The 21,081-nt window shown below is 49.0% G+C and carries 15 protein-coding genes; 3 read left to right on the top strand and 12 right to left on the bottom strand.

Annotated features, from left to right (window positions below):
* Window positions 1-47: 47 nt before the first annotated feature.
* From argB to CIK90_RS05290, 6 genes are all read right to left on the bottom strand, one after another.
* Window positions 48-818: an acetylglutamate kinase gene (argB, locus tag CIK90_RS05315; protein WP_094464523.1), complete on the bottom strand. Its 771-nt coding sequence runs from the start codon at window positions 816-818 to the stop codon at window positions 48-50.
* A gap of 190 nt (window positions 819-1,008) precedes the next feature.
* Complete coding sequence (gene speA, locus CIK90_RS05310; protein WP_094391512.1) at window positions 1,009-2,901, bottom strand: biosynthetic arginine decarboxylase; 1,893 nt, start codon at window positions 2,899-2,901, stop codon at window positions 1,009-1,011.
* 40 nt (window positions 2,902-2,941) lie between these two features.
* Window positions 2,942-3,469, bottom strand: coding sequence for a shikimate kinase (locus tag CIK90_RS05305; RefSeq protein WP_094391511.1), 528 nt, complete (start codon window positions 3,467-3,469; stop codon window positions 2,942-2,944).
* Window positions 3,466-5,784, bottom strand: coding sequence for a type I DNA topoisomerase (gene topA, locus CIK90_RS05300; protein WP_094434778.1), 2,319 nt, complete (start codon window positions 5,782-5,784; stop codon window positions 3,466-3,468). Before topA ends, CIK90_RS05305 begins: the two co-directional genes overlap by 4 nt.
* Before the next feature lie 612 nt (window positions 5,785-6,396).
* Entirely contained in the window at window positions 6,397-6,927 is a 531-nt protein-coding gene (locus tag CIK90_RS05295; protein ID WP_094464522.1) for an NUDIX domain-containing protein, read from the bottom strand.
* A gap of 1 nt (window position 6,928) precedes the next feature.
* On the bottom strand, window positions 6,929-8,380 hold the full coding sequence (locus CIK90_RS05290) for a sialate O-acetylesterase (RefSeq protein ID WP_094391508.1): 1,452 nt from the start codon (window positions 8,378-8,380) through the stop codon (window positions 6,929-6,931).
* An 89-nt stretch (window positions 8,381-8,469) separates the two neighbouring features.
* Between CIK90_RS05290 and CIK90_RS05285 the strand changes: the two genes are divergently transcribed.
* Window positions 8,470-9,285 carry an alpha/beta hydrolase gene (locus CIK90_RS05285; RefSeq protein ID WP_094434774.1) on the top strand — a complete coding sequence of 272 codons (816 nt, stop codon included), beginning with the start codon at window positions 8,470-8,472 and terminating at the stop codon, window positions 9,283-9,285.
* 158 nt (window positions 9,286-9,443) lie between these two features.
* Here the strand turns inward: CIK90_RS05285 and CIK90_RS05280 are convergent, their stop codons facing one another.
* The 3 genes from CIK90_RS05280 to CIK90_RS05270 form a co-directional block, all read right to left on the bottom strand.
* The gene (locus tag CIK90_RS05280) at window positions 9,444-10,586 is read right to left on the bottom strand and encodes a TlpA disulfide reductase family protein (protein ID WP_094434772.1); all 1,143 of its coding nucleotides are present in this window, start codon (window positions 10,584-10,586) and stop codon (window positions 9,444-9,446) included.
* 253 nt (window positions 10,587-10,839) lie between these two features.
* On the bottom strand, window positions 10,840-12,729 hold the full coding sequence (locus CIK90_RS05275) for an AAA domain-containing protein (protein WP_094464521.1): 1,890 nt from the start codon (window positions 12,727-12,729) through the stop codon (window positions 10,840-10,842).
* An 83-nt stretch (window positions 12,730-12,812) separates the two neighbouring features.
* Window positions 12,813-15,464, bottom strand: a complete 2,652-nt coding sequence (locus tag CIK90_RS05270) for a hypothetical protein (protein ID WP_094464520.1) — start codon at window positions 15,462-15,464, stop codon at window positions 12,813-12,815.
* A 215-nt stretch (window positions 15,465-15,679) separates the two neighbouring features.
* Between CIK90_RS05270 and CIK90_RS05265 the strand changes: the two genes are divergently transcribed.
* Together CIK90_RS05265 and eno are read left to right on the top strand one after the other, a co-directional pair.
* Window positions 15,680-17,068, top strand: coding sequence for an RluA family pseudouridine synthase (locus tag CIK90_RS05265; protein WP_094464600.1), 1,389 nt, complete (start codon window positions 15,680-15,682; stop codon window positions 17,066-17,068).
* 114 nt (window positions 17,069-17,182) lie between these two features.
* Window positions 17,183-18,490, top strand: a complete 1,308-nt coding sequence (gene eno, locus CIK90_RS05260) for a phosphopyruvate hydratase (RefSeq protein WP_094391502.1) — start codon at window positions 17,183-17,185, stop codon at window positions 18,488-18,490.
* Window positions 18,491-18,585: 95 nt separating this feature from the next.
* On the opposite strand, the gene dusB is transcribed toward eno, so the two are convergent.
* From dusB to CIK90_RS05245, 3 genes are read right to left on the bottom strand one after another with little or no spacing between them, the layout of a single operon-like run.
* The gene (gene dusB / locus CIK90_RS05255) at window positions 18,586-19,539 is read right to left on the bottom strand and encodes a tRNA dihydrouridine synthase DusB (protein WP_094464519.1); all 954 of its coding nucleotides are present in this window, start codon (window positions 19,537-19,539) and stop codon (window positions 18,586-18,588) included.
* 31 nt (window positions 19,540-19,570) lie between these two features.
* A complete protein-coding gene (gene dprA, locus CIK90_RS05250) occupies window positions 19,571-20,683 on the bottom strand; it encodes a DNA-processing protein DprA (RefSeq protein ID WP_094391500.1) in 1,113 nt (370 codons plus the stop codon).
* 2 nt (window positions 20,684-20,685) lie between these two features.
* A complete protein-coding gene (locus tag CIK90_RS05245; protein WP_094434760.1) occupies window positions 20,686-21,081 on the bottom strand; it encodes a thioesterase family protein in 396 nt (131 codons plus the stop codon).

The raw sequence follows: 21,081 nt of genomic DNA, 5'->3' as shown, positions 1-21,081 counted from the left end.
TTGTGGAAAGTGAAAGTTACAGAATGATGGATTTTTTTTTCTCTAAATTATCGGATGACGGTGCCGTGTTGTCCGTCGATGGCTGTTGCAAGGGTGATGATCACGCGTTTTACCCCTGCGCCGATGGCGTCGAAAGCATTGTCGAGTTTGGGTATCATGCCCCCTGCTACGGTTCCGTCAGCCTTGTATCTCTCAAAGTCTTCTCGTGTGATTTCGCTGATGACGCTGTTGTCATCGTCGGGATTGCTTAGCACGCCTTTCTTCTCGAAACTATAGATGAGTGTAACATCGTAGTAGGGTGCAAGTGCTTTAGCGGTTTCTCCGGCAATGGTGTCGGCGTTGGTATTGAGTATATGTCCCTGTCCGTCGTGTGTCAGCGGCGCCATGACGGGAGTGATTCCTGCGTTGATGAGGGTGTGGAGCATTTGTCCGTTGGCTTTTTCCACATCGCCCACAAAACCGAAGTCGATACCGTCTTTGATGGGGCGCTTATGGCTGCGGATGACGTCGATGTCGGCGCCAGTCAGTCCGAGTGCGTTCACTCCCGCAGCTTGCAGTCGTGCCACGAGGTTTTTGTTGACCAGTCCGCCATAGACCATGGTTACCACTTCGAGCATGTCGGCATCGGTGATACGTCTTCCGTTGACCATCTTGCTCTCAATGCCGAGTGCTGCAGCCACCTTTGTGGCTCGTCGTCCTCCGCCATGTACAAGTACTTTTTTCCCTTCGATGGCAGCAAAGTCTTTGAGTAACTGTGTCAGTTGTGCTTCGTCTTCAACGACCGCACCGCCTACTTTTACGATGGTTATTTTTTCCATAACATTTTTATTATTGTGATGTTGCACATACAAAATTAGTAATAAATTTGCGTAATATGCAGTGTTTCACTTGTTTCTTTTTGTTCTTTAACTATTGTTGGCCCTGACCGGATTGGTCAGAGCCAACAGTTGTTGACGGTCTGTACCGTCGGTGTGTGATGTTTCTGCGGTTGTTGACAACCGGCAGTTATTATTCTAAATAGGTGTAACCGTAGAGTCCGCTGCGGTAGGTAGAAAGGAATTCCTTACCCTCTTCGAGTGTGATCTTACCTTGCTTGACGCTCTTGGTAACCCATATTTCCAGTTGTCTTACCAGTTTCTTGGGTTCATACTGCACATATTCGAGCACCTCAGCAACGGTTTCTCCGTCGATCACCTGGTCGATGTGATACTGTCCGTCCTTAACGGAAATGTGTACTGCGGTAGTATCGCCGAAGAGGTTGTGCATGTCGCCGAGAATTTCCTGATAGGCTCCTACGAGGAAAACTCCTAAGTAGTAGGGTTCGTTGCGACGTAGCGGATGCACCGGCAGCGAGTGGGAGTTGTGGCGATTGGTTACGAAGTTGGCAATCTTTCCGTCGGAGTCGCAGGTGATATCCTGTAGTGTTGCGTTTCGTGTGGGCCGTTCGGTGAGTCGCTGTATAGGCATGATAGGGAACATCTGGTCGATGGCCCATGAGTCGCTGAGGCTCTGGAAGAGTGAGAAGTTGCAGAAATATTTGTCGGCAAGCAGTTTGTCGATGTTCATCAGCTCCTCCGGTATGTGTTTCAGATTCTTTGCCAATGCATTGATTTCATGGCACACACTCCAGTACATCGCCTCAATTTCCGCTCTTGTCTTGAGGTCAACGATGCCGTGTGCAAAGAGATCGAGCACCTCTTCTCTGATTTGTTCTGCATCGTGCCAGTCTTCCAATACGTTTCTTGGTGATAGGTTGTCCCATATTTCGTATAGGTCTTTCACCAGTTGGTGGCTATTCTCATCGGGTTCAAACTCCTCCGGCATTTCGGGTAGCGATGCTGTTTCGAGCACGTCGATAACCAATACCGAGTGGTGTGCAGCCAGCGATCGCCCGCTTTCTGTTATCAGATTGGGGTGGGGCAGATTGTTTTTATTGGCCGCATCAACGAAGGTGTAGATACAGTCGTTTACGTATTCCTGTATAGAATAGTTGACTGAACTCTCGCTGGATGGTGACCTTGTGCCGTCGTAATCCACTCCGAGTCCGCCTCCACAATCTACGAAATCTACGTTGTAGCCCATCTTGTGGAGCTGTATGTAGAATTGTGAAGCCTCTCTGAGTGCAGTCTGTATGCGTCTGATTTTGGTGATTTGGCTTCCGATATGGAAGTGGATGAGTCTCAAACAGTCGCGCATGCCCTTCTTGTTGAGCATGTCGAGAGCTTCCAGCAGTTCTGCGCTGGTGAGTCCGAACTTGCTGGCATCGCCTCCACTTTCCTCCCATTTACCGCTTCCGGATGATGCGAGTTTGATGCGTATGCCGATGTTAGGCCTGATACCCATCTTCTTTGCTTTGTTGGCAATGATTTCCAACTCGTTCATTTTCTCCACCACAATGAATATCTGCTTACCCATTTTCTGTGCCAGCAAAGCCAGTTCGATGTAGTTTTCATCTTTGTATCCGTTGCAGATGATGATGCTGTCGCTCTGACACTGCATGGCAATGACCGCGTGCAATTCTGGTTTTGATCCCGCTTCAAGTCCGAGATTGAATTTGCGTCCGTGAGATATGATTTCTTCTACTACGGGTTGCATCTGATTGACCTTAATGGGATAGACCACATAGTTCTCACCTTTGTAGTCATACTCCTTTGCTGCTTTCTTAAAGCAACTCCATGTTTTCTCGATACGGTTGTCGAGAATGTCAGGGAAACGCAGTAGTACGGGTGATTCTACATCGCGCAGAGCGAGTTCGTTCATCACTTCGTGCAGGTCAATCTGTGTTCCGTCTTTAAACGGAGTGACATAGACGTTGCCTTGTTCGTTGATGCCGAAATAGCTGGTGCCCCAGCCGTTGATGTTGTAGAGTTCCTTAGAATCTTCAATAGTCCATTTCTTCATGTCTTGACAGAGTGGGATTTGTTGTGGATGAGAATAGATTTCAGATGTTGAGCAGTTGGCGCAGTTGATCTACGCTGAGTTGTATTTTCTCGTAGTTGTCCATGAGACTGACGTCGAGTGTGTATCGTGCTTTGTTGTAGAATTCCTCGCGTTTGGCGACTTGTTCGGTGATATAGGCAATGAGTTCTTCTGGTGTCTTGTTTTTGATGAGTGGTCTTTCGACCTTTCCCATCAGCAGATGTCGATAGAGCACTTCGGGTGTAGCTTTGAGATAGACCACCTCTCCCTGTTGGTTGATATAGTCTATGTTGTCGAAGAAGCATGGTGTTCCACCGCCGCAGCTGATGATGACGTTTTCAAATTCCGCCACTTCGTGGAGCATGTTGTGTTCTATTTTTCTGAATCCCTCTTCGCCTTTTTCCGCAAAGATTTGTGCCACAGTTTTTCTCATGCGGCTTTCTATATACCAGTCGAGGTCGTAGAACATCATGCCCGTCTCTTTGGAGAGGGCTTTGCCTACTGTGGTTTTCCCCGAACCCATATAGCCTATCAGTATGATGCGTCTCATTTTTTCTTTGTGGGAATGGATGTGTTGACAATATCCATGCACTCTTGGTATGTCAGTTCTGCTGCTTTCTGATGGAGTGCTTTGGGCAGTCGGTAGTTTTTACCCTTGTAGGCGATGTATGGGCCATATCGTCCGTTGATGACTTCGAGGTCGAGATCTTCGGTAAACACCTTGAGGTGGCGCTTCTGGTCCTGTTCGCGCTTTTCGCGTATGAGTGCTATCGACTCGTCGAGTGTAATCGCCATGGGGTCTGTATCCTTAGGCAGTGAGGTGTATTTCTTGTCGTGGAGGATGTAAGGTCCGAAGCGTCCGTTGCCTATCACTACTGGCGATCCTTCAAATTCTCCTACGGTGCGTGGCAGTTTGAAGAGTTCGAGTGTTTCTTCCAATGTAATGGTTTCGATGCTCTTGTCGCTTGGAATCTGTGCGAAGAGTGGCTTTTCTGCATCGTCTGCAGATCCTATCTGTACGACAGGACCGAATCGTCCGATTTTAACGAATACGGGTCGTCCGCTTTTGGGGTCTGTTCCCAACTGCCGTTCGCCGGCTTTGTGCTCGTCGCGTGCATTGATGGTCTTCTCTACGATAGGTTCGAATCCGTCGTAGAATTGTTTTACCATGTCTTTCCACTGCTCTTCTCCACTTGCAATCTTATCGAAGTCGAGTTCCACTTTAGCGGTGAAATTGTAGTCCATGATCTCCTTGAAGTGTTCCATGAGGAAGTCGTTGACCACGATACCGATATCTGTAGGCAGCAGTTTTCCCTTGTCAGACCCAGTCACCTCTGTGCGTTCTGTGGTTTTGATCTGGAGTCCTTTCAGCGTGTCGATAGTGTAGTTGCGTTCAGTTCCAGTTCGGTCACCTTTGTGCACATATTTGCGCTGTTGGATAGTAGAGATGGTTGGTGCATAGGTAGAAGGTCGTCCGATGCCGAGTTCCTCCATTTTTTTGATAAATGAAGCTTCGTTGTATCGTGAAGGTCCTTGGCTGAATCGCTCTACAGCCTGTATTTCGCGGCGTTGCAGTTCTTCGCCTTGTTTCAAAGGAGGCAACAGTTTTGCCATTTCCTCGTCTTGGCTGTCATCGTCGTCAAATGATTCACGATATACTTTGATGAATCCGTCGAAGGTAATCACTTCGCCTTGTGCCACGAAGAGTTCTGATGTTCCACTCATGGCAATACTGATGGTAGTCTTTTCGAGTTCTGCGTCTGCCATCTGGCTGGCAGCAGTACGCTTCCAAATCAGTTCATAGAGGCGTTTCTCCTGTGGTGTTCCCGTAATCTCTGTACGGTCCATATAGGTTGGTCTGATGGCCTCGTGTGCCTCTTGTGCGCCTTTCGAACTGGTGTGATACTGTCTTGGTCGGCTGTAATTGTCGCCATAGAGTGAGGTGACAATCTGTTGGCTTGCTTCGGTGCATAGTGCCGACAGGTTGACCGAGTCGGTACGCATATAGGTGATAAGTCCGTTTTCGTAGAGGTGTTGTGCCACCATCATGGTCTGACTCACGGTGAGTCCGAGTTTGCGTGCAGCTTCCTGTTGGAGCGTAGAAGTAGTGAATGGGGGAGCTGGTGTGCGTTTGGTAGGTTTCTTGGTCACCTCTTCTACTATGAATGATGCGTCTTTACACTTCTCGAGGAATGCCAGTACTTCATCGTGTGTCTTGAAGCGCTTGTTGAGTTGAGCCTTTACTTCGGTCTGTGAACCGTCTGCATTGACCACTCCAAACACGCCGCTTACGCTATAGAAGGGTACGCTCTTGAAGTTTTGTATCTCGCGTTCGCGATCCACAATAAGTCTTAGTGCCACACTCTGCACACGTCCGGCAGAGAGTGATGGCTTTACTTTTCTCCAGAGCACGGGTGATAGTTTGAATCCCACGAGTCTGTCGAGTACACGTCTGGCCTGTTGTGCATTGACCAGATTCATATCGAGGTGACGTGGTGTTTCGATGGCCTTGAGAATTGCAGGCTCTGTGATTTCGTGGAACACGATACGGCTTGTTTTCTCTTCATCGAGTCCGAGTACTTCGCAAAGGTGCCATGAGATGGCTTCTCCTTCGCGGTCCTCATCGGATGCGAGCCATATCTTTTCAGCTTTCTTGGCAGTTGTCTGGAGTTCCTTTACCAGTTTCTCTTTCTCTTCTGGTATTTCATATTCGGGTTCGAGTGTGCTGGTATTGATGCTCATGTCGTGCTTCTTGAGGTCACGGATGTGTCCGTAACTTGACATGACCTTATAGTCTTTCCCCAAAAACTTTTCTATTGTTTTGGCCTTGGCAGGCGACTCCACAATGACTAAATTCTTTTGCATACCTTTGATAATAATATTGTTCGGGCTGCAAAAGTAGGTAAAAGTTTTGGTTACACCTTATATATATAGGTGTTTTTTTGTTTTCTTAACTATTCGCCGCATGATAGTTGGTTGGTGTCTGCTTGTCTTCAACGTCGGCTATCTATATCTCAGCGTTGTGCCGATGGTGTTTCTGTGTTCTGTTGCCAATGTCTTGTTGATATGCTTTGAATGTCTGTTATTCAGCTACTTGCATGCTGGCAGCCTATATTCAGACGTTGCTTTTCTTAGCAAATTCAATGATTTTGCTGACCAAATTCAATGAATTTACCGGGCAATTTCAATGAATTTGCTGAGCAAACTCATTGAGTTTCCTCGCTTATGGGTATTCTATAGAAGTGCTATGGATGTTTTTTTCGGTAGGTTATTGACGTTGGTTAGACATATAATGAATAGGGGATATGATAGCAAAATAAATTGATTTGCTCAGCAAAACAAATTGTTTTCCTCAGCAAATCAATTTACTTTGCTCAGCAAATCAATTTGTTTTGCTGTTCCAAGTGATATTTGAAGCGGTGACGAGCAATGTGTAAAACACTGCCGACTAACGACTTGTGCATACGGAAGTGTGGCCTATTCGATGCGTGCCACTTCCAGAAAGCGTTCCACTGCACGGCGTATGCTGGTCAGTCCGAACTCTTTTGGCTGGAGATGGCGTATGGGAATCCACATACATTCGGCAGCATCGTCGGCTGCACGGGCACGCGTTTCGGCAGGAACACGTACCAGAAAGTCCATATCGATGGTATGTACTGTGATGCCGCTGTATAGATATTGGTTGGGGAAGGAAAAGAGATATTCCATCTTTGTGGCATGGATGCCCGTCTCTTCCTGTATCTCGCGACGCATTCCCTCCTCTACGGTTTCGTCCATATCGACAAAGCCGCCGGGCAAATCGAGTGTGCCTTTGGCGGGTTCTTTACCTCTGCGCACCACGAGTATCTCGCCGCGATCGTTGACAATGAATGCTGCTGTTGCAGCGCAAACATTGGCATAATAGGTGAAGCCACAGTCTTTGCAGCGCTTGCTCTTAAAATTGTTAGTAACAAATTGCTTACTGCCACATATTGGGCAGTAAGCAAACATATCAAGAGGATGTTTCATATTACCAGTTGTCTGTGCGGAATGGGAACAGGGGCAGGCCTCCCGCATTGGCCAGATTGCCCAATTGGAAGTTGCGGAAGCAGTAGCGTACAGCCACAGGCTCCTTCACTTCAGGACTTGATACTACGATGGCTTCGTTCCAAGGGCCTGGTGCATCAACCCATGTGTGGCGTGCGGTAGCCTTGTGGAACACGCGGTCGGCACCAGCCACCTCAAAGCCTTCGATGCCTTCGAAACGGCTGTAGGCTCCGTATTCGTTGTCGAAATGTACCAAAACCTTATCGCCGTCGATCTTCATCTCCTTGAAAGTCATGCTCTCACAGATGACAGATTTCATGCCGTAGGTCTTGTTGAGGGCTTGATAGGCAAGTCGTTCGCCCACCTGACGCTTTTGTGCAGGATGGATTTGCTCTACCTCGTAGGGGTAAACGAGGTCTTCGGTGCATACGATACCACTGTTGGGGATGACCTTGGCAGCATTGAACTGCTGTTCGCGCAATCTTGGTCCAGCGTCGCCGTTGATGTCGCCGTTATGATAAGGAGCTATCTGTACGAAGTAGAAGGGAATGTCGCCCTGCTTGAAATCGCGGCGCCATTGAGCCACAAGGTCAGCCAGTCGCTGGGTGTATTGACCGTCTGGGTCGCCCACGTTAGAGCAGCCTTGATAGAAGAGGATGCCCTTTACGGTGCTGTTGAGTATTGGGTTGAAGGTGCCGTTGCCCCAAAGAAGTGGATAGAGAAAGTCCCATTTGAATTTATTCACCATGTGTGTGGAGTCTAAATCCTCTTTGGTATTCTTGGTCAGATAGTCTCGGTCGAGCCAACTCTCTACGCGGCTGCCTCCTTTGTTTGCCATGATGAGTCCAACGGGAACGTCGATAGCCTCGTTGACAGTCTTGGCGAAGAAGTAACCGGTGGCTGATGCTTCGCTAACATTGTCTGCATTGGCCTCTTTCCATTCGCAGTTGGCATCGTCGAGAGGCTTTGTGCTCATGATGCTGGGCACTTTGACATAGTGAATACCTTTATGCTTATTGGCTTCGAGTACTACTTGGTTGTAGCCTTCCACAGGGCAATTGCCGAATCCTTTGATAGGCATTTCCATGTTAGACTGGCCTGCGCAGACCCATACCTCGCCTGCCAATACATTATTGACAGTAACCTTTCCATCACCGTCGTCAAAGCTAATGCTCAGTGGGGTATAGCTGGCTTTGGGCGATTTAACGGTCAGCAACCATTTACCGTCCTTGCCTGCAACAGCTTCGCTACGCTCATTGCTCCACGAAGTGGTCGCCACTACCTTGCTCTTGGGCTTTGCCCATCCCCAAAGGCGCACGTCACTCTGTTGCTGAATAATCATGTTATCGCCCACAAGATGCGACAATTTTACTTTTGCCTGTGCTCCGATGGTCAGTCCGGCGAGCACCATTAATGAAAGAAATCTTTTATTCATAGTCGTAATGATTTGTCGTTTTGGTAGTGCAAAGATACAGACTTTTCAATAATAATATGTATCTTTGCACCTAAAAATATCATTTTATTATGAAGAAACTACTTTTTTTAATCTTATTGTTTGTGTCTGCTTCGGCTTATGCCCAGCAAGGCATGGAGTTGAATCTGTGGCCCCAGGGACCACAAACCAATAATGGCGACCCCAACGACATGGCGAAGATAAGCATCTTTCTGCCTAAGAAGAGCCAATCTACAGGACGTGCCATTGTCATCTGTCCAGGCGGTGGCTACACTCATCTGGCATTTGAAAAAGAGGGAACTGCATGGGCACCCTTCTTCAACAGTATGGGCATTGCCGTCATTGTGTTGAAGTATCGCATGCCCCATTGCGTATGGAAAGTGCCTGCCGAAGATGCTGAAGAGGCCATGCGCACCGTGCGTCGCAACGCAAAGAGTTGGGATATCGACCCGCAGCAAGTGGGCATCATGGGATTCTCAGCAGGCGGTCATCTCGCTTCGACCATTGCCACCCATTCTAAGGGCGATGCAGCGCCCAATTTCCAGATATTGATGTATCCCGTCATCTCTATGGAGACAGGTGTCACCCATCAGGGTTCGCGCGATAATCTGTTGGGTAAGAATCCCAAGCGCAAACTCATCAACGACTATTGCAACGAGCAGCACGTGACCCATGCCACACCTCCTGCCTTCATAGCATTAGCCAACGATGATAAAGCGGTATCACCCATCAATGCTGTCAGCTATTACGAGGAACTCTGTCAGGCAGGTGTTTCTGCCTCGATGCATATCTATCCCACTGGTGGACATGGTTTCGGCATCCTCCAGTCCTTCCCCTATCATCTCGAATTGATGATGGAGTTGCGCCGTTGGTTGCAGAGTTTCTAAGTTCCGCAAAAGTATTAAGGGCATCAGCCGAAACATTCATCCATCACGCATTATAGTACAATAGTCTGTAATAGGATTCATCAAAAAATAAGCATCGCATAGACTTGGTGGTCTGTGCGATGCTTGTTTCTTGATGGTTCTGACGGTCTGCCAGACTGTTACAGCAGTGCCTTAATCTCAGCCTCGATGTCACGTACTTGCTGACTGCGCTTGCGCAAAGTGTTGGTACGATCGATGAGGAAGTATTCTGGAAGCCCTTGTACGTTGTAAACGATAAGCGACTGTGAGTCGAGACCTTGTGGGTCGCGCACGCTAATCCATGGCAGTGCGGCGGTTTGCTGTTTCCAGAAATGCTCATCGGGATCGAGTGCTACCTGGTAGATCTCAAAGCCCTGTGCATGGTATTTGTTATAGAGTTCACGCAAGAGCAGGATGCGCTTGGGTGAGTTTTCTGTGCCAAAGACATGGAAATCGAGCATCACCACCTTGCCCTTGAGGTCGCTCAGACGGCACACCTTACCATGGTTGTCGGTCAGTGCAATATCGATAAGTCCCGTGGTCGATACCTTGCTGGCATCGATGGTATTGGCACGGTCTGCCTCGTTGATGCGCATATTCTTCATGCCCTCGATGGCAATGTTGTGCAGGTTGGTTCCGCGCTCAGCTCCTGGATGGTAGGTATCCCAACTGGTAGCTACCGCTGCAAACACTTTGATGTCATCTTTGTTGCTGCGAGGGTTAAACAGCAGCATGTTGCCCAAGGTCTGGAACAGTGCAAAATATGCATAAGAGCGGTTGGGCTCTTTGAGAATATAGTTCATCTTAACATCATTCTTATAGTCGTTGATGATGCGTAAGATGCTGTCGTTGCTTTGGTCGATGGTCAGAGCTGGGTCGCGCTGGATAGCCATGACCCGCTGTTGCAGGTCGATTTGCTTAAGGGCAAGTTCCTTAATCTTCTCACAGTTTTCTGAACCGCTTACTTCATACTGTGTAGCCATTTGTGGATATTTGGTCTTGATGGTCACAGTTTCGGTAGAATCGATACTTACATTGATGATCTGGTCTGCAATGCGCAGACGGTAAAATTCGGGTGCATCGTTTTGTGCACAAGCAAAATTGAAGTTGCCTTCGCCGTCCAGTTTTACAGAATCCACTACGTTGATTTCCTCAATGCCCACGTTTTCGAGGTAGAGCACAGAGTCTTTAGCATTGGCAATGGTGCCTTCTACATGGAATTTCTTCTCGCTACAAGAGGCCATTGCCAGTACAGCCATGGCCATCATCATATACTTCTTCATTTTAATTGTTTTTTCGGTTTTGGGTACAAAGGTACGATTAAGTGAGCGAAAAGCAAAAGGAAAACTCGTTTTTCTTTTGCTTTTCCGAACGTTAGTACCTTGGCGACACCGTCGCAAAGGTATGATTAAGTGAGTGAAGAGCAAAGTGAAAACTCGTTTTTCTTTTGCTTTTCCGAACGTTAGTACCTTGGCGACACCGTCGCAAAGGTATGATTAAGTGAGTGAAGAGCAAAGTGAAAACTCGTTTTTCTCTCTATTCTTTCCTCTTCAACCGTTGTATATAGTCCCACAGCTGCTTATAGAATGGATGTCGTGTCATGGTAGGCACATCGCCCAAGATGATGAGTTTCATACGTGCACGAGTAATGGCAACGTTCATGCGGCGTAGGTCACGGAGAAATCCGATCTGTCCCTCTTGATTGGAACGCACCAGCGAGATGACGATGATGTCACGTTCCTGCCCTTGAAATCCATCTACCGTATTGACGCTGATAAGCCTTCGGAAGGGCTTGAAGTATTCGCTGCGGCTCACCAACCGGCGCAGGTATTGCACCTGTGCTCTATAGGGCGAGATGATGCCCACATTGATGCGCTCGTCGAGCAGACGCTCTTTGCCGATGCGCTCGAAGTAATGTTGAAGGGTTTCGAGCGTCAGCGTTCCCTCCTTTTTATTAATACGACCGAACGAATCGCCAACAAACTCCTCATGCATCTCCTCTCCGCTGGTGTCAATCCACTCGATGGGAATGTCCAAATCGAGTATTCCACGATACTTCACATCGGGAGCACTCTCCACCTTACCATCATAGAAATAGTCGGAAGAGAAGCGCATGATGTCTTCGTTCATGCGGTATTGCGTCTGCAATAGACTGACTGCCGAGGGTTTTGTCTCTACCAGATGCTCCATCAATGTGCGGCCCAAACCAGCCTTGAGAGCAGCAATGCTCTTCACCGTGGGCGGCAGTTGGCAGTGGTCGCCGGCAAGGATGACTCGGCCCACACGGCGCATGGGAATCCAACAGGCAGCTTCCAATGCCTGTGCTGCCTCGTCGATAAAGAGGCTGCTGAACTTTCTGCCGTCCAACAGTCGGTGGCCGGCTCCTACCAAAGTGCAGGCAATCACTCGTGCATCGTCGAAGAGTTCTTGGTTGATGCGTATCTCCAATTCGGTGGCACGCCCTTTCAGACTCTCCATTTTCTGGTGGTATTTCTCATCGCCGCGCTTTCGGTGAGCACGCAAATCACGTATGGCTTTGCGGATGGCCCATAGTTGTGGATAGTCGGGATGACCCTCAAAGCGCCGCTCGTAAGTAAATGACAGCATCTTGTCGGTAACACGTGTGGGGTTGCCCAACCGCAGTACGGGGATGCCACGGTCTGCCAATTTCTCCGAAATCCAGTCAACAGCCATGTTACTTTGTGCGCATACCAATACCTGGCTCTCGCGCATAAGAGTCTCGTGGATAGCCTCTACGAGCGTTGTGGTCTTTCCTGTTCCTGGCGGACCATGGACTATAGCCACATCCTTGGCACGCAACACTAAGTTGACCGCCGCCTCCTGCGTGGTGTTGAGATAGGGAAAATGCATGGGTGCGAACGTCAGCACTTCAGGTTCTTTGCGCGAATAAAAGAGGTCGCGAAGGTAAGCCAGACGTCCTTTGGCACGTATGGCGCGGTCGAGTGCATCGAGCATCAATCGGTAACTGGTCTCATCAAACGATAATTGCACACCCAGATGGTCGGTGCGCTGAAGTGTCAGCAGATAGCCATCGTTGGGAATGACGCACACCATGCGGTCGCCATCCACATAGCTCACCATAGCCGTAAACGACAAATACTTGATTGGGGCGTCCTTTTGCGACATACTATCGCAGGAGAAAAATATGATGGGTTTGCCAAATTCGAAGTTGTGCTCGATGTCGGTATCGGTAGTGCGCATCACCTCCACAGCCAGTTGGTTGAGCGAATTATAGTAGCTCTTGGTGATTTGCAACGGATACCAAGCATCGCCACGCTTTACCTTCCGCATCATTCCCATCTCTTCGGTCTGTTTGCGGAAGGCTTCTTTCTCGGCTTGATACTCCATCTGGAGTAGCAATCGTTGTTGGGTGAGTGCCTGAACAGGCGATGTCGTAGAAACCATAGTGGGTGCAAAGTTACACTTTTTTTGTGTATCTCTGCACCCTGCTATGTGATTTATTCCCTAATCGGGATTTGTTTTTCGAGTTAACGAGCCAGTCGCTTCTGTCCGTTCTGTATATAGATGCCCTTTGACGGACGCTGTATGCGACGGCCCTGAAGGTCGTAAATAGGACCGTCGGTCTGTTCTTCGTCGGTCTTCACATGTTCGATACCTGTTGTACCGTCGGTCACGGCAAAGTTGAACTGACGTACCATCGAGTCGGAACCGTCGCTCACTTTGACGCGAACGGTATAGAATCCCTTGACCGTAGTGACCATATTGAGGCTGTTGTCTTCGATGGTGGCACCGCTGACGCTATTGGCAATGGTAGCCGTAAACGAAGGATAGCCTGCGAAATAGGGTTTGAGGTCGATGCTCTTGGTATCGCCAACCTTCACGATGAAGTTTGGATGTGCCATCCAATCAAGGTATTCTTCCAAGTCGGTGTAGTGGTCTCCATCTCGATCGTCATTGTTGTTGGCAACATTTTTATCTGTTCCTGCAATTTCTTCAAACCAGTTGGGGATGCCATCCATATCGGTATCGAATCCTGTAGGACGTGTCTCGGTGGTGATTCCAAGTTTGGCGGCATCGAAACCCTCGCTGTCTTCCTCATGGTCGATGAGGCCTTTTTTGCCCGTTTTGCTACCGGTGGTCGATGTAGATCCGTTGCGCGTTTCGTCGATGATACGTGCATCGTGCTTGTTAAGAGTAGGCATATTGCAACCCACATCGCTCAACACACTCTTGTAGGCACTCTCTGCCGTTTCGATTTCGGCATAGCTTTCAAAGAAAGGCTTAGTGGCCCAGGGTTCCCAGTTGAGCACTTGACCGTTGGAGAGTTCATATATATAGGTGTCGCCTTCCTTATCGTTGACTTTTGATCCTGATGGTTCTTCGCGAATATTGCCTTTGACATAAGCAGCCTGTGTGCCGCTGCCCGTTCCTTCAAACTGATGGCGGAAGAGTTTTCTCATGGTTGTGGCAGGTCCCATCTTATAGTAGTTGTTGACGAAATTGATTTCGTGGGAACCACCGTCGGTAGCACGGCTGCCCCAGTTATAAACCACATTGTTGAACACATCATGATGACCATCATAGTTGCCGGTGCCATCGAGTCCGCCAGAGATACTCCAGTTGCGTCCTTCGTTATGTGCCAAAAGATTGTGGTGGAACGATCCGGGCAGTCCTCCCATCTGTCCGCTTCCGATGGTAGCGGCATAGCCGTGTTGTGTTCCCGTGCCGTAGTTGGGATGGTTGGCACAGTTGAGCGCCTCGCTGATGATAGTGCGTTGCAGCGTGATGGCCTTGGCATTACGGCTTGAGAAACCCTCGTCGATGGTCCAAGAAATGGAGCAATGGTCCATGATGGCATGGTCGTTGCCCGCCATACCCATTCCGTCGATACCGATCTGTGCATCTTTGGCATCAATGATATGGCCACGGTAGAGACGGATGAAACGGGTGATACCGTCGCTCTGCATGCCGAATGGTGCACCACGGAACAAGATACCGTTGCCTGGCGCGGTTTGTCCCGCCACGGTAACATATTTCTCAGAACAGGTCAGACGGGCTTTCAGGTGGATTACACCTGCCACATCAAACACGATGGTGCGTGGCCCTTTCACCTGAGTGATACCATAGCGGAAAGTTCCGGGTTGGGGATTGGTGGCATCGTCATCGAGTGAAGTGACATGATAGACTATGCCTCCGCGTCCACCAACAGCATATTGACCATAGCCTTCGGCATCAGGAAATGCCTTGCGGCGCGGTTGAAACGACCATACCGTGCCATGGTGTATCTTGCCTTGGGCATCCTCTTCGTCCATGCGCCAGAAGTATCTGGTCAATGGCGATAGCTGACCGGTCTGCCATGAGGCTGCTGTTCCTTCATAGTCGTAGGTTGTGGCATTGACAACTGCCATGGAGTCGGTGCCGAATACCAAGTGATGCTTGGCGGTACCATCGGGAGCTTTCCACGACAGCGAAGCCTTACCATCCTCCCAGGCCGCATGGCGGTCGTTGTTGGCAGGGGTAGGGTCGAGTGCCATGAAAGTGTCACCGCCCACTTCAAGCGAGTTGAGTTCGAGCGATGTGGTAGTGTAGGTCGTGCCCTCTACAGGTACTGTATAATAGGTGATGGTGACAGGTCGTTGATCTGTGACGGTAAATTCTACGCTCGATTTGGCAGACTCAGAGAGCGAAGTAGCACGACGGGTCTGTTGTATGCCCGTCACTTTGGTCACTCCATCAACATCGATACTGATGGGAGGAGCTACGAAATCGCCTCCATCCGTATTGTTGTGATAGGCCAGCAAGGTGTGGTTGCCATTGGGCAGTCCAGCTATATGCACCTTGATGCCTACCCGTCCGGTGGTGAGTTCGGGTCTGTTGCCCTGTTCGTCAAGTCCCTTGACCATCACACCATCGCAGATGAGCTTGGAATGTTGGCGTCCGTCTTTCCATCTTACGGTATAGAGGGTCTTTCCCTTGACATCGCCTTCTATTTCTACGGTAAATGTAACGCCACCGAATGTCTTGGTAGCTGGTTGCTGTTGCGTAGGGATTCCCCATGCTTCATAACCTTCCTCCAGATACTGTGAAGGATTGTCGTTGGGTTGATTGAAGTCTATTTGTTGCGCATGAGCGGTATGTGTGCACAGCAAACAGAGAAACATGTGTAGAAAATGTTTCATAAGCTTAATGTTTTAGTAGTTTTAGTTCGTTTTTTATGTAGCGTTTGCAAAGGTAGTGCAAACCGAGCGAAATGCAAAAGAAAAAATGTTTTTCTTTTCATTTTCGAGGTGCAGCCTATCTTGGATGCATAGTATCAAAGGTACGATTAAGCGAGCGAAATGCAAAAGGAATTTGGCAAAAAAGTTGTATCTTTGCATCAGAAAACAAAAAAGCAATGACGCTACATCCTCTATATTCCGACGAAAAGCCACCCGAACGGTTCACCTATCCCTTCGGATACGAGCCACATCCGCTCTGCCGACAAGCTGCAAGAGAGGTGCAAAGCTATATTGCCAGCCATAAAGAACTGCAAGACGATGCCGACCGCGGCAAGATGTTTGGTGTATTGGTGTGTGAGCAGCAGGGACAACTGGTGTTTCTGGCTGCTTATAGTGGACTCCTTGCCGGTCGTAACGACTGGGATTATTTCGTGCCGCCAGTATTCGATGCCCAACAACCAGATGGATATTTCAAACAGGAGGAGCGCGCCATCTCAGCCATGACAGCAAAGACAGACCGCGAATCACGCAAGCAACGGTCGCAAAAACTACAACGCTGGCTGTTCGACCAGTATCGCATGCTCAATGCAGAAGGGCAAAGTAGTCAGTTGGTCGATATTTGGCAAGGCTACTATCGCGACCGTGTGGTAAGAAAATTTCCGTTGCCTCCAGGCGGTACGGGTGACTGTTGTGCCCCCAAACTCCTACAGTATGCTTATCAACACGGACTTCAACCACGGTGTATGGCAGAATTCTGGTGGGGACAATCGCCTCGCCAAGAGATACGGCACCACTTACAATACTATCCAGCGTGTAGTGGAAAATGCAAACCAGTACTGTCATGGATGCTGAAAGGACTTAACGTGGATCCAGATCCCGATACATTGTCACATCCACGAAAACCCATTGCCATTGTCTATGAAGACGATAGCCTGCTGGTGGTTGATAAGCCTTCGGGAGTGCTGAGTGTGCCTGGTCGCAACGAAACCTATAGTGTGGAGACCGTCATGCGAGAACGCTATCCCGACAGTTATGTGGCACATCGATTGGACATGGGTACCTCAGGGCTGCTCATCGTGGCAAAGACACTCGATGCATATCGCGACCTTCAAGACCAATTCCTGCATCATGAGGTGCGCAAACGCTATGTTGCTCTGCTCGAACCACCTGCAGCTGGACAGGTTCTCTGCCCAGCGAAAGGCACCATCCGACTGCCTATGCGGCCCGATATGACAAATCGACCGCTGCAAATGGTTGATATGGAACACGGAAAAACGGCAGTCACCGACTATGAATTTATCGACTCCAATACAGTTTCGCTCACTCCACATACCGGACGCACCCATCAGTTGCGGGTACATTGTGCACACCCCGATGGGCTGGGGCGCCCCATTCAAGGCGATGAACTATATGGACATACCAACCCAACAACGTCCCGAATCCATCCCGATGACACCGACCGACTCATGCTCCATGCTGCCGAAATATGGTTCCGACATCCTGTTACCAACCAACCGATGCACTTTGTTTTGCCATTTCGGCATGACAAACTACACCTTATATAAAATAAATAAAGGTTAAACACCGATAAAAATGCCACAGGAGTATGGAGTTTTGAGATAAATTTGGTAACTTTGCGCACGGAAATTTACAATCATTCATTAAAATAATAGATTATTATGATTATTGAAAACATTCACGCAAGAGAGATTCTGGATTCACGTGGTAATCCTACTGTAGAGGTTGAAGTAACTCTGGAAACTGGCGACATGGGTCGTGCCAGCGTTCCTTCTGGTGCTTCTACCGGTGAAAACGAGGCACTTGAGCTCCGTGATGGCGACAAAGGCCGCTATCTGGGCAAGGGCGTTCAGAAAGCTGTAGAGAACGTAAACACCAAGATTGCTCCCGCTATCGAAGGTATGAGCGTTCTGGATCAGCGCGCTATCGACGCCAAGATGCTGGAACTCGACGGTACTCCTACTAAGAAGAACCTCGGTGCTAACGCTATCCTCGGTGTATCACTGGCCGTTGCTCACGCTGCTGCCAACTATCTGCAGATTCCCCTCTATCGCTATATCGGCGGTACTAACACCTACGTTCTGCCTGTTCCTATGATGAACATCGTTAACGGTGGTGCTCACTCTGACGCTCCTATCGCATTCCAGGAGTTCATGATCCGCCCTGTTGGCGCTGCCAACGAAAAGGAAGGCATCCGCATGGGTGCTGAGGTTTTCCACAATCTTGCTAAGCTGTTGAAGGCTCGTGGCCTCTCTACTGCTGTTGGTGATGAGGGTGGTTTCGCTCCTAACTTTGACGGCATCGAGGATGCACTCGACACCATCATGGAAGCTATCAAGGCTGCTGGCTACGAGCCAGGAAAGGACGTGAAGATCGCAATGGACTGCGCTGCTTCTGAATTTGCTGTTCAGGAGAATGGTGAGTGGTTCTACGATTACCGTCAGCTGAAGAATGGTAAGAAGAAAGATCCTAATGGTAAGAAGCTCAGCGCTGAGGAGCAGATTGCTTACCTCGAGCAGCTGATTACCAAATATCCTATCGACTCTATCGAGGACGGACTCGATGAGAACGACTGGGACAACTGGGTTAAACTCACACAGCGCATCGGTGACCGTTGCCAGCTCGTTGGTGATGACTTGTTCGTAACCAACGTGAAGTTCCTGGAGAAGGGAATCAAGATGGGTGCTGCCAACTCTATCCTGATCAAGGTTAACCAGATTGGTTCACTCACCGAGACTCTCGACGCTATCGAAATGGCTCACCGTCACGGTTATACCACCGTTACTTCTCACCGTTCAGGTGAAACAGAGGACACCACCATCGCTGACATCGCTGTTGCTACCAACAGTGGTCAGATCAAGACTGGTTCGCTCTCACGTACCGACCGCATGGCTAAATACAACCAGCTCATCCGTATCGAGGAGCAGCTCGGTGGCCGTTCAGTTTATGGTTACAAGAAACTGAAGTAATCTCTATTACTACAGCAAATACTGATAAGGGGTGGATGCCATGTGGCTTCCACCCCTTTTAAAGTTATATGCGATAATTATTTTGATGAACAACTCTATTGGCGCAATCGCTCACGACATTGTTCCAGTATCTGCATCACCTCGTCCATCTTCTCTGCACGCAACATGGCAATGCGCGTCTGGCGGAAGTCTGGAATACCTTTGAATACAGGCGATGCTGCTAAGTGACGACGGGTGTGGAGAATGCCACGGCGCTCGTCGATGCGCTCAACATTGATGCGCAATTGTTCTTCCAATACGTCAATCTTCTCATCAAGCGTTAGTTCCTTACGACTGAATATCCAAGGACAACCAAATGTGGCACGGCCAATCATCACCGCATCAACACCATATTGGTCGAAAGCGCGGTCGGCATCGTCGAGCGATTTGATATCGCCATTACCTATGATGGGGATGTGGATGCGGGGATTGCGCTTCACTTCTCCTATCAGTGTCCAGTCGGCATCGCCTGTGTACATCTGCGCACGAGTGCGGCCATGGATGGTTAGTGCCTTTATGCCACAGTCTTGCAACTGTTCGGCGAGTGTGGTGATGACGAGATTGTCGTTGTTCCAACCCAAACGGGTCTTTACCGTGACAGGCAGATTTACTGCATCGACAACCTTACGAGTGATGTCGAGCAATTTGTCGATATTCTGCAACATGCCAGCACCTGCGCCTTTTCCTGCAACCTTCTTGACAGGACAACCGAAGTTGAGGTCAATCAGATCTGGACCAGCTTGTTCTACAATCTTTGCAGCATCGACCATCGCATCAATGTCGCGGCCGTATATCTGTATGCCAACGGGACGTTCCTCGTCTGCAATCGTTAGTTTTTGTACCGTCGATTTGATGTCGCGCACCAAAGCTTCGGCAGATACAAACTCTGTATATACCATTGATGCACCAAACCGCTTGCAGAGCAGACGGAAACCGATATCGGTCACGTCTTCCATTGGTGCCAGAAACACCGGGCGTTCGCCCAATTCTATATTTCCTATTTTTGTCATTCTTGATTGTTGTATGATGGTTGTCGGAGTATCAGCTCAGTAGATGATAGGTGCCACCAGCCATAGGACGTACTACTCCTTTCATTTCCAAGCTGAAGAGTAGGGCGGTGACTTGGCCGATAGGGATGTTGGTGACGGTTGTTATCATATTGAGCTGTAGGTCGTTGGTTTTGCTTAAAGCATCAACAACAGCCTGTTCTTCGATGGTAAGATCAGGGAAGAGCTGGCGCTCTACGGCTTGCGGACGCAAACTGTCGGTAGTCCATCCCATTGATGAAATGAAATCATCGGCAGAAGTGATGAGGGTTGCGCCATTGTTGCGGATGAGTTGGTTGCATCCTTTGCTATATTCCGCTCCTACCGGACCAGGGAATGCAAACACCTCGCGACCATAGTTTTGAGCAATGTCGGCAGTAATGAGACTGCCGCCATGTGATGCACTTTCTACTACGATAGTGGCATCGCTTATGCCAGCTACAATGCGGTTGCGTTTCACGAAATTCATTTTTTCAGGACGTGTCATCGACATATATTCTGTCAGCAGACCGCCCTGTTCGGTCATTTGCTGGGCAATGCCACGATGGGCAGATGGGTAGAGCGTGTCGAGTCCATGGGCAAGGACTCCAACAGTAGGTATCCCGTTGTCAAGGGAGTACTTATGAGCGCACACATCCACACCGTATGCCAGACCGCTGACGATAAGTGCATCGGGGCATTTTGTCTTTAGGTCTGCCACAAACCGGCGAATCAAATCGTTGCCATAAACCGTACAATGGCGTGTTCCCACGATGCTTATCACGCGTCGCGCATTGAGGTTGGCGTTGCCACGATAGTAGAGTAGAAGTGGTGCATCGGCACATTCGTGCAGTCGTGTGGGATAGTTGTCGCTACCGAAGGGGATAGCTTCGATATTGTTTTCCGTCATGTAACGTATCTCCTCATCGGCACGCAGTAGTGGCTCTGACCAGTCTTGTAGCAGTTCGATCAATCTTTGTGAACAATCGGGTACGGTTTCAGTCAGTCTGTTGCGGTTTTCATATACCGCTTGGGCCGATCCAAATTCGCGGTAGAGCAATTGTGCAACGGCAGGATAGAGCACCAGTATGCGACTTAAGGCAATGGTATAGCGGATATCTTCGTTCATCGTCATGATAATAAGGCCCGGTCGTAATCCTCGCTGTTAGCGAGTTTTCCATCTATCAGACATACCAGTGTGATGATTCCGCGGAAACATAATGCCTCGTCGGAAGCACGGAAGATGTCTTGATGGAATATGTATTTGACACCTTCTTTCTCTACCCACAGTCGTGAAATAAATTCGTCATCGCAGCGAAGTGGTGTCTTGTATTGCAGATTCATACGTGCAACCACGGCATCTATTCCACGCTCATGCATTTCTGCAAAACTCAGGTTTCGTGATTTCAGAAACAGATGGCGGGTATGTTCGGCATAGTGCAGATAGTTGGCATTGTTGACAATGCCTTCGATGTCGCATTCGTAGTCGCGCACTTCCATGTGCGCTTCAAAGATATATTTACTCAT

It is taken from the genome of Prevotella sp. P5-126 (genome assembly GCF_002251185.1).
Lineage (GTDB): Bacteria > Bacteroidota > Bacteroidia > Bacteroidales > Bacteroidaceae > Prevotella.
The sequence above is the reverse complement of the archived record's forward strand: the minus strand, read 5'-3'. Positions and strand labels throughout refer to the sequence as shown.

Bases quoted from the DNA above. Each gene is read 5' to 3' on its own strand.
- dusB (WP_094464519.1), bottom strand. From the start codon at position 19,539: ATGACAAAAATAGGAAATATAGAATTGGGCGAACGCCCGGTGTTTCTG.
- CIK90_RS05290 (WP_094391508.1), bottom strand. From the start codon at position 8,380: ATGAATAAAAGATTTCTTTCATTAATGGTGCTCGCCGGACTGACCATC.
- CIK90_RS05270 (WP_094464520.1), bottom strand. From the start codon at position 15,464: ATGAAACATTTTCTACACATGTTTCTCTGTTTGCTGTGCACACATACC.
- CIK90_RS05280 (WP_094434772.1), bottom strand. From the start codon at position 10,586: ATGAAGAAGTATATGATGATGGCCATGGCTGTACTGGCAATGGCCTCT.
- CIK90_RS05285 (WP_094434774.1), top strand. From the start codon at position 8,470: ATGAAGAAACTACTTTTTTTAATCTTATTGTTTGTGTCTGCTTCGGCT.
- CIK90_RS05265 (WP_094464600.1), top strand. From the start codon at position 15,680: ATGACGCTACATCCTCTATATTCCGACGAAAAGCCACCCGAACGGTTC.
- topA (WP_094434778.1), bottom strand. From the start codon at position 5,784: ATGCAAAAGAATTTAGTCATTGTGGAGTCGCCTGCCAAGGCCAAAACA.
- speA (WP_094391512.1), bottom strand. From the start codon at position 2,901: ATGAAGAAATGGACTATTGAAGATTCTAAGGAACTCTACAACATCAAC.
- eno (WP_094391502.1), top strand. From the start codon at position 17,183: ATGATTATTGAAAACATTCACGCAAGAGAGATTCTGGATTCACGTGGT.
- CIK90_RS05245 (WP_094434760.1), bottom strand. From the start codon at position 21,081: ATGAGTAAATATATCTTTGAAGCGCACATGGAAGTGCGCGACTACGAA.
- CIK90_RS05275 (WP_094464521.1), bottom strand. From the start codon at position 12,729: ATGGTTTCTACGACATCGCCTGTTCAGGCACTCACCCAACAACGATTG.
- dprA (WP_094391500.1), bottom strand. From the start codon at position 20,683: ATGAACGAAGATATCCGCTATACCATTGCCTTAAGTCGCATACTGGTG.
- argB (WP_094464523.1), bottom strand. From the start codon at position 818: ATGGAAAAAATAACCATCGTAAAAGTAGGCGGTGCGGTCGTTGAAGAC.
- CIK90_RS05295 (WP_094464522.1), bottom strand. From the start codon at position 6,927: ATGAAACATCCTCTTGATATGTTTGCTTACTGCCCAATATGTGGCAGT.
- CIK90_RS05305 (WP_094391511.1), bottom strand. From the start codon at position 3,469: ATGAGACGCATCATACTGATAGGCTATATGGGTTCGGGGAAAACCACA.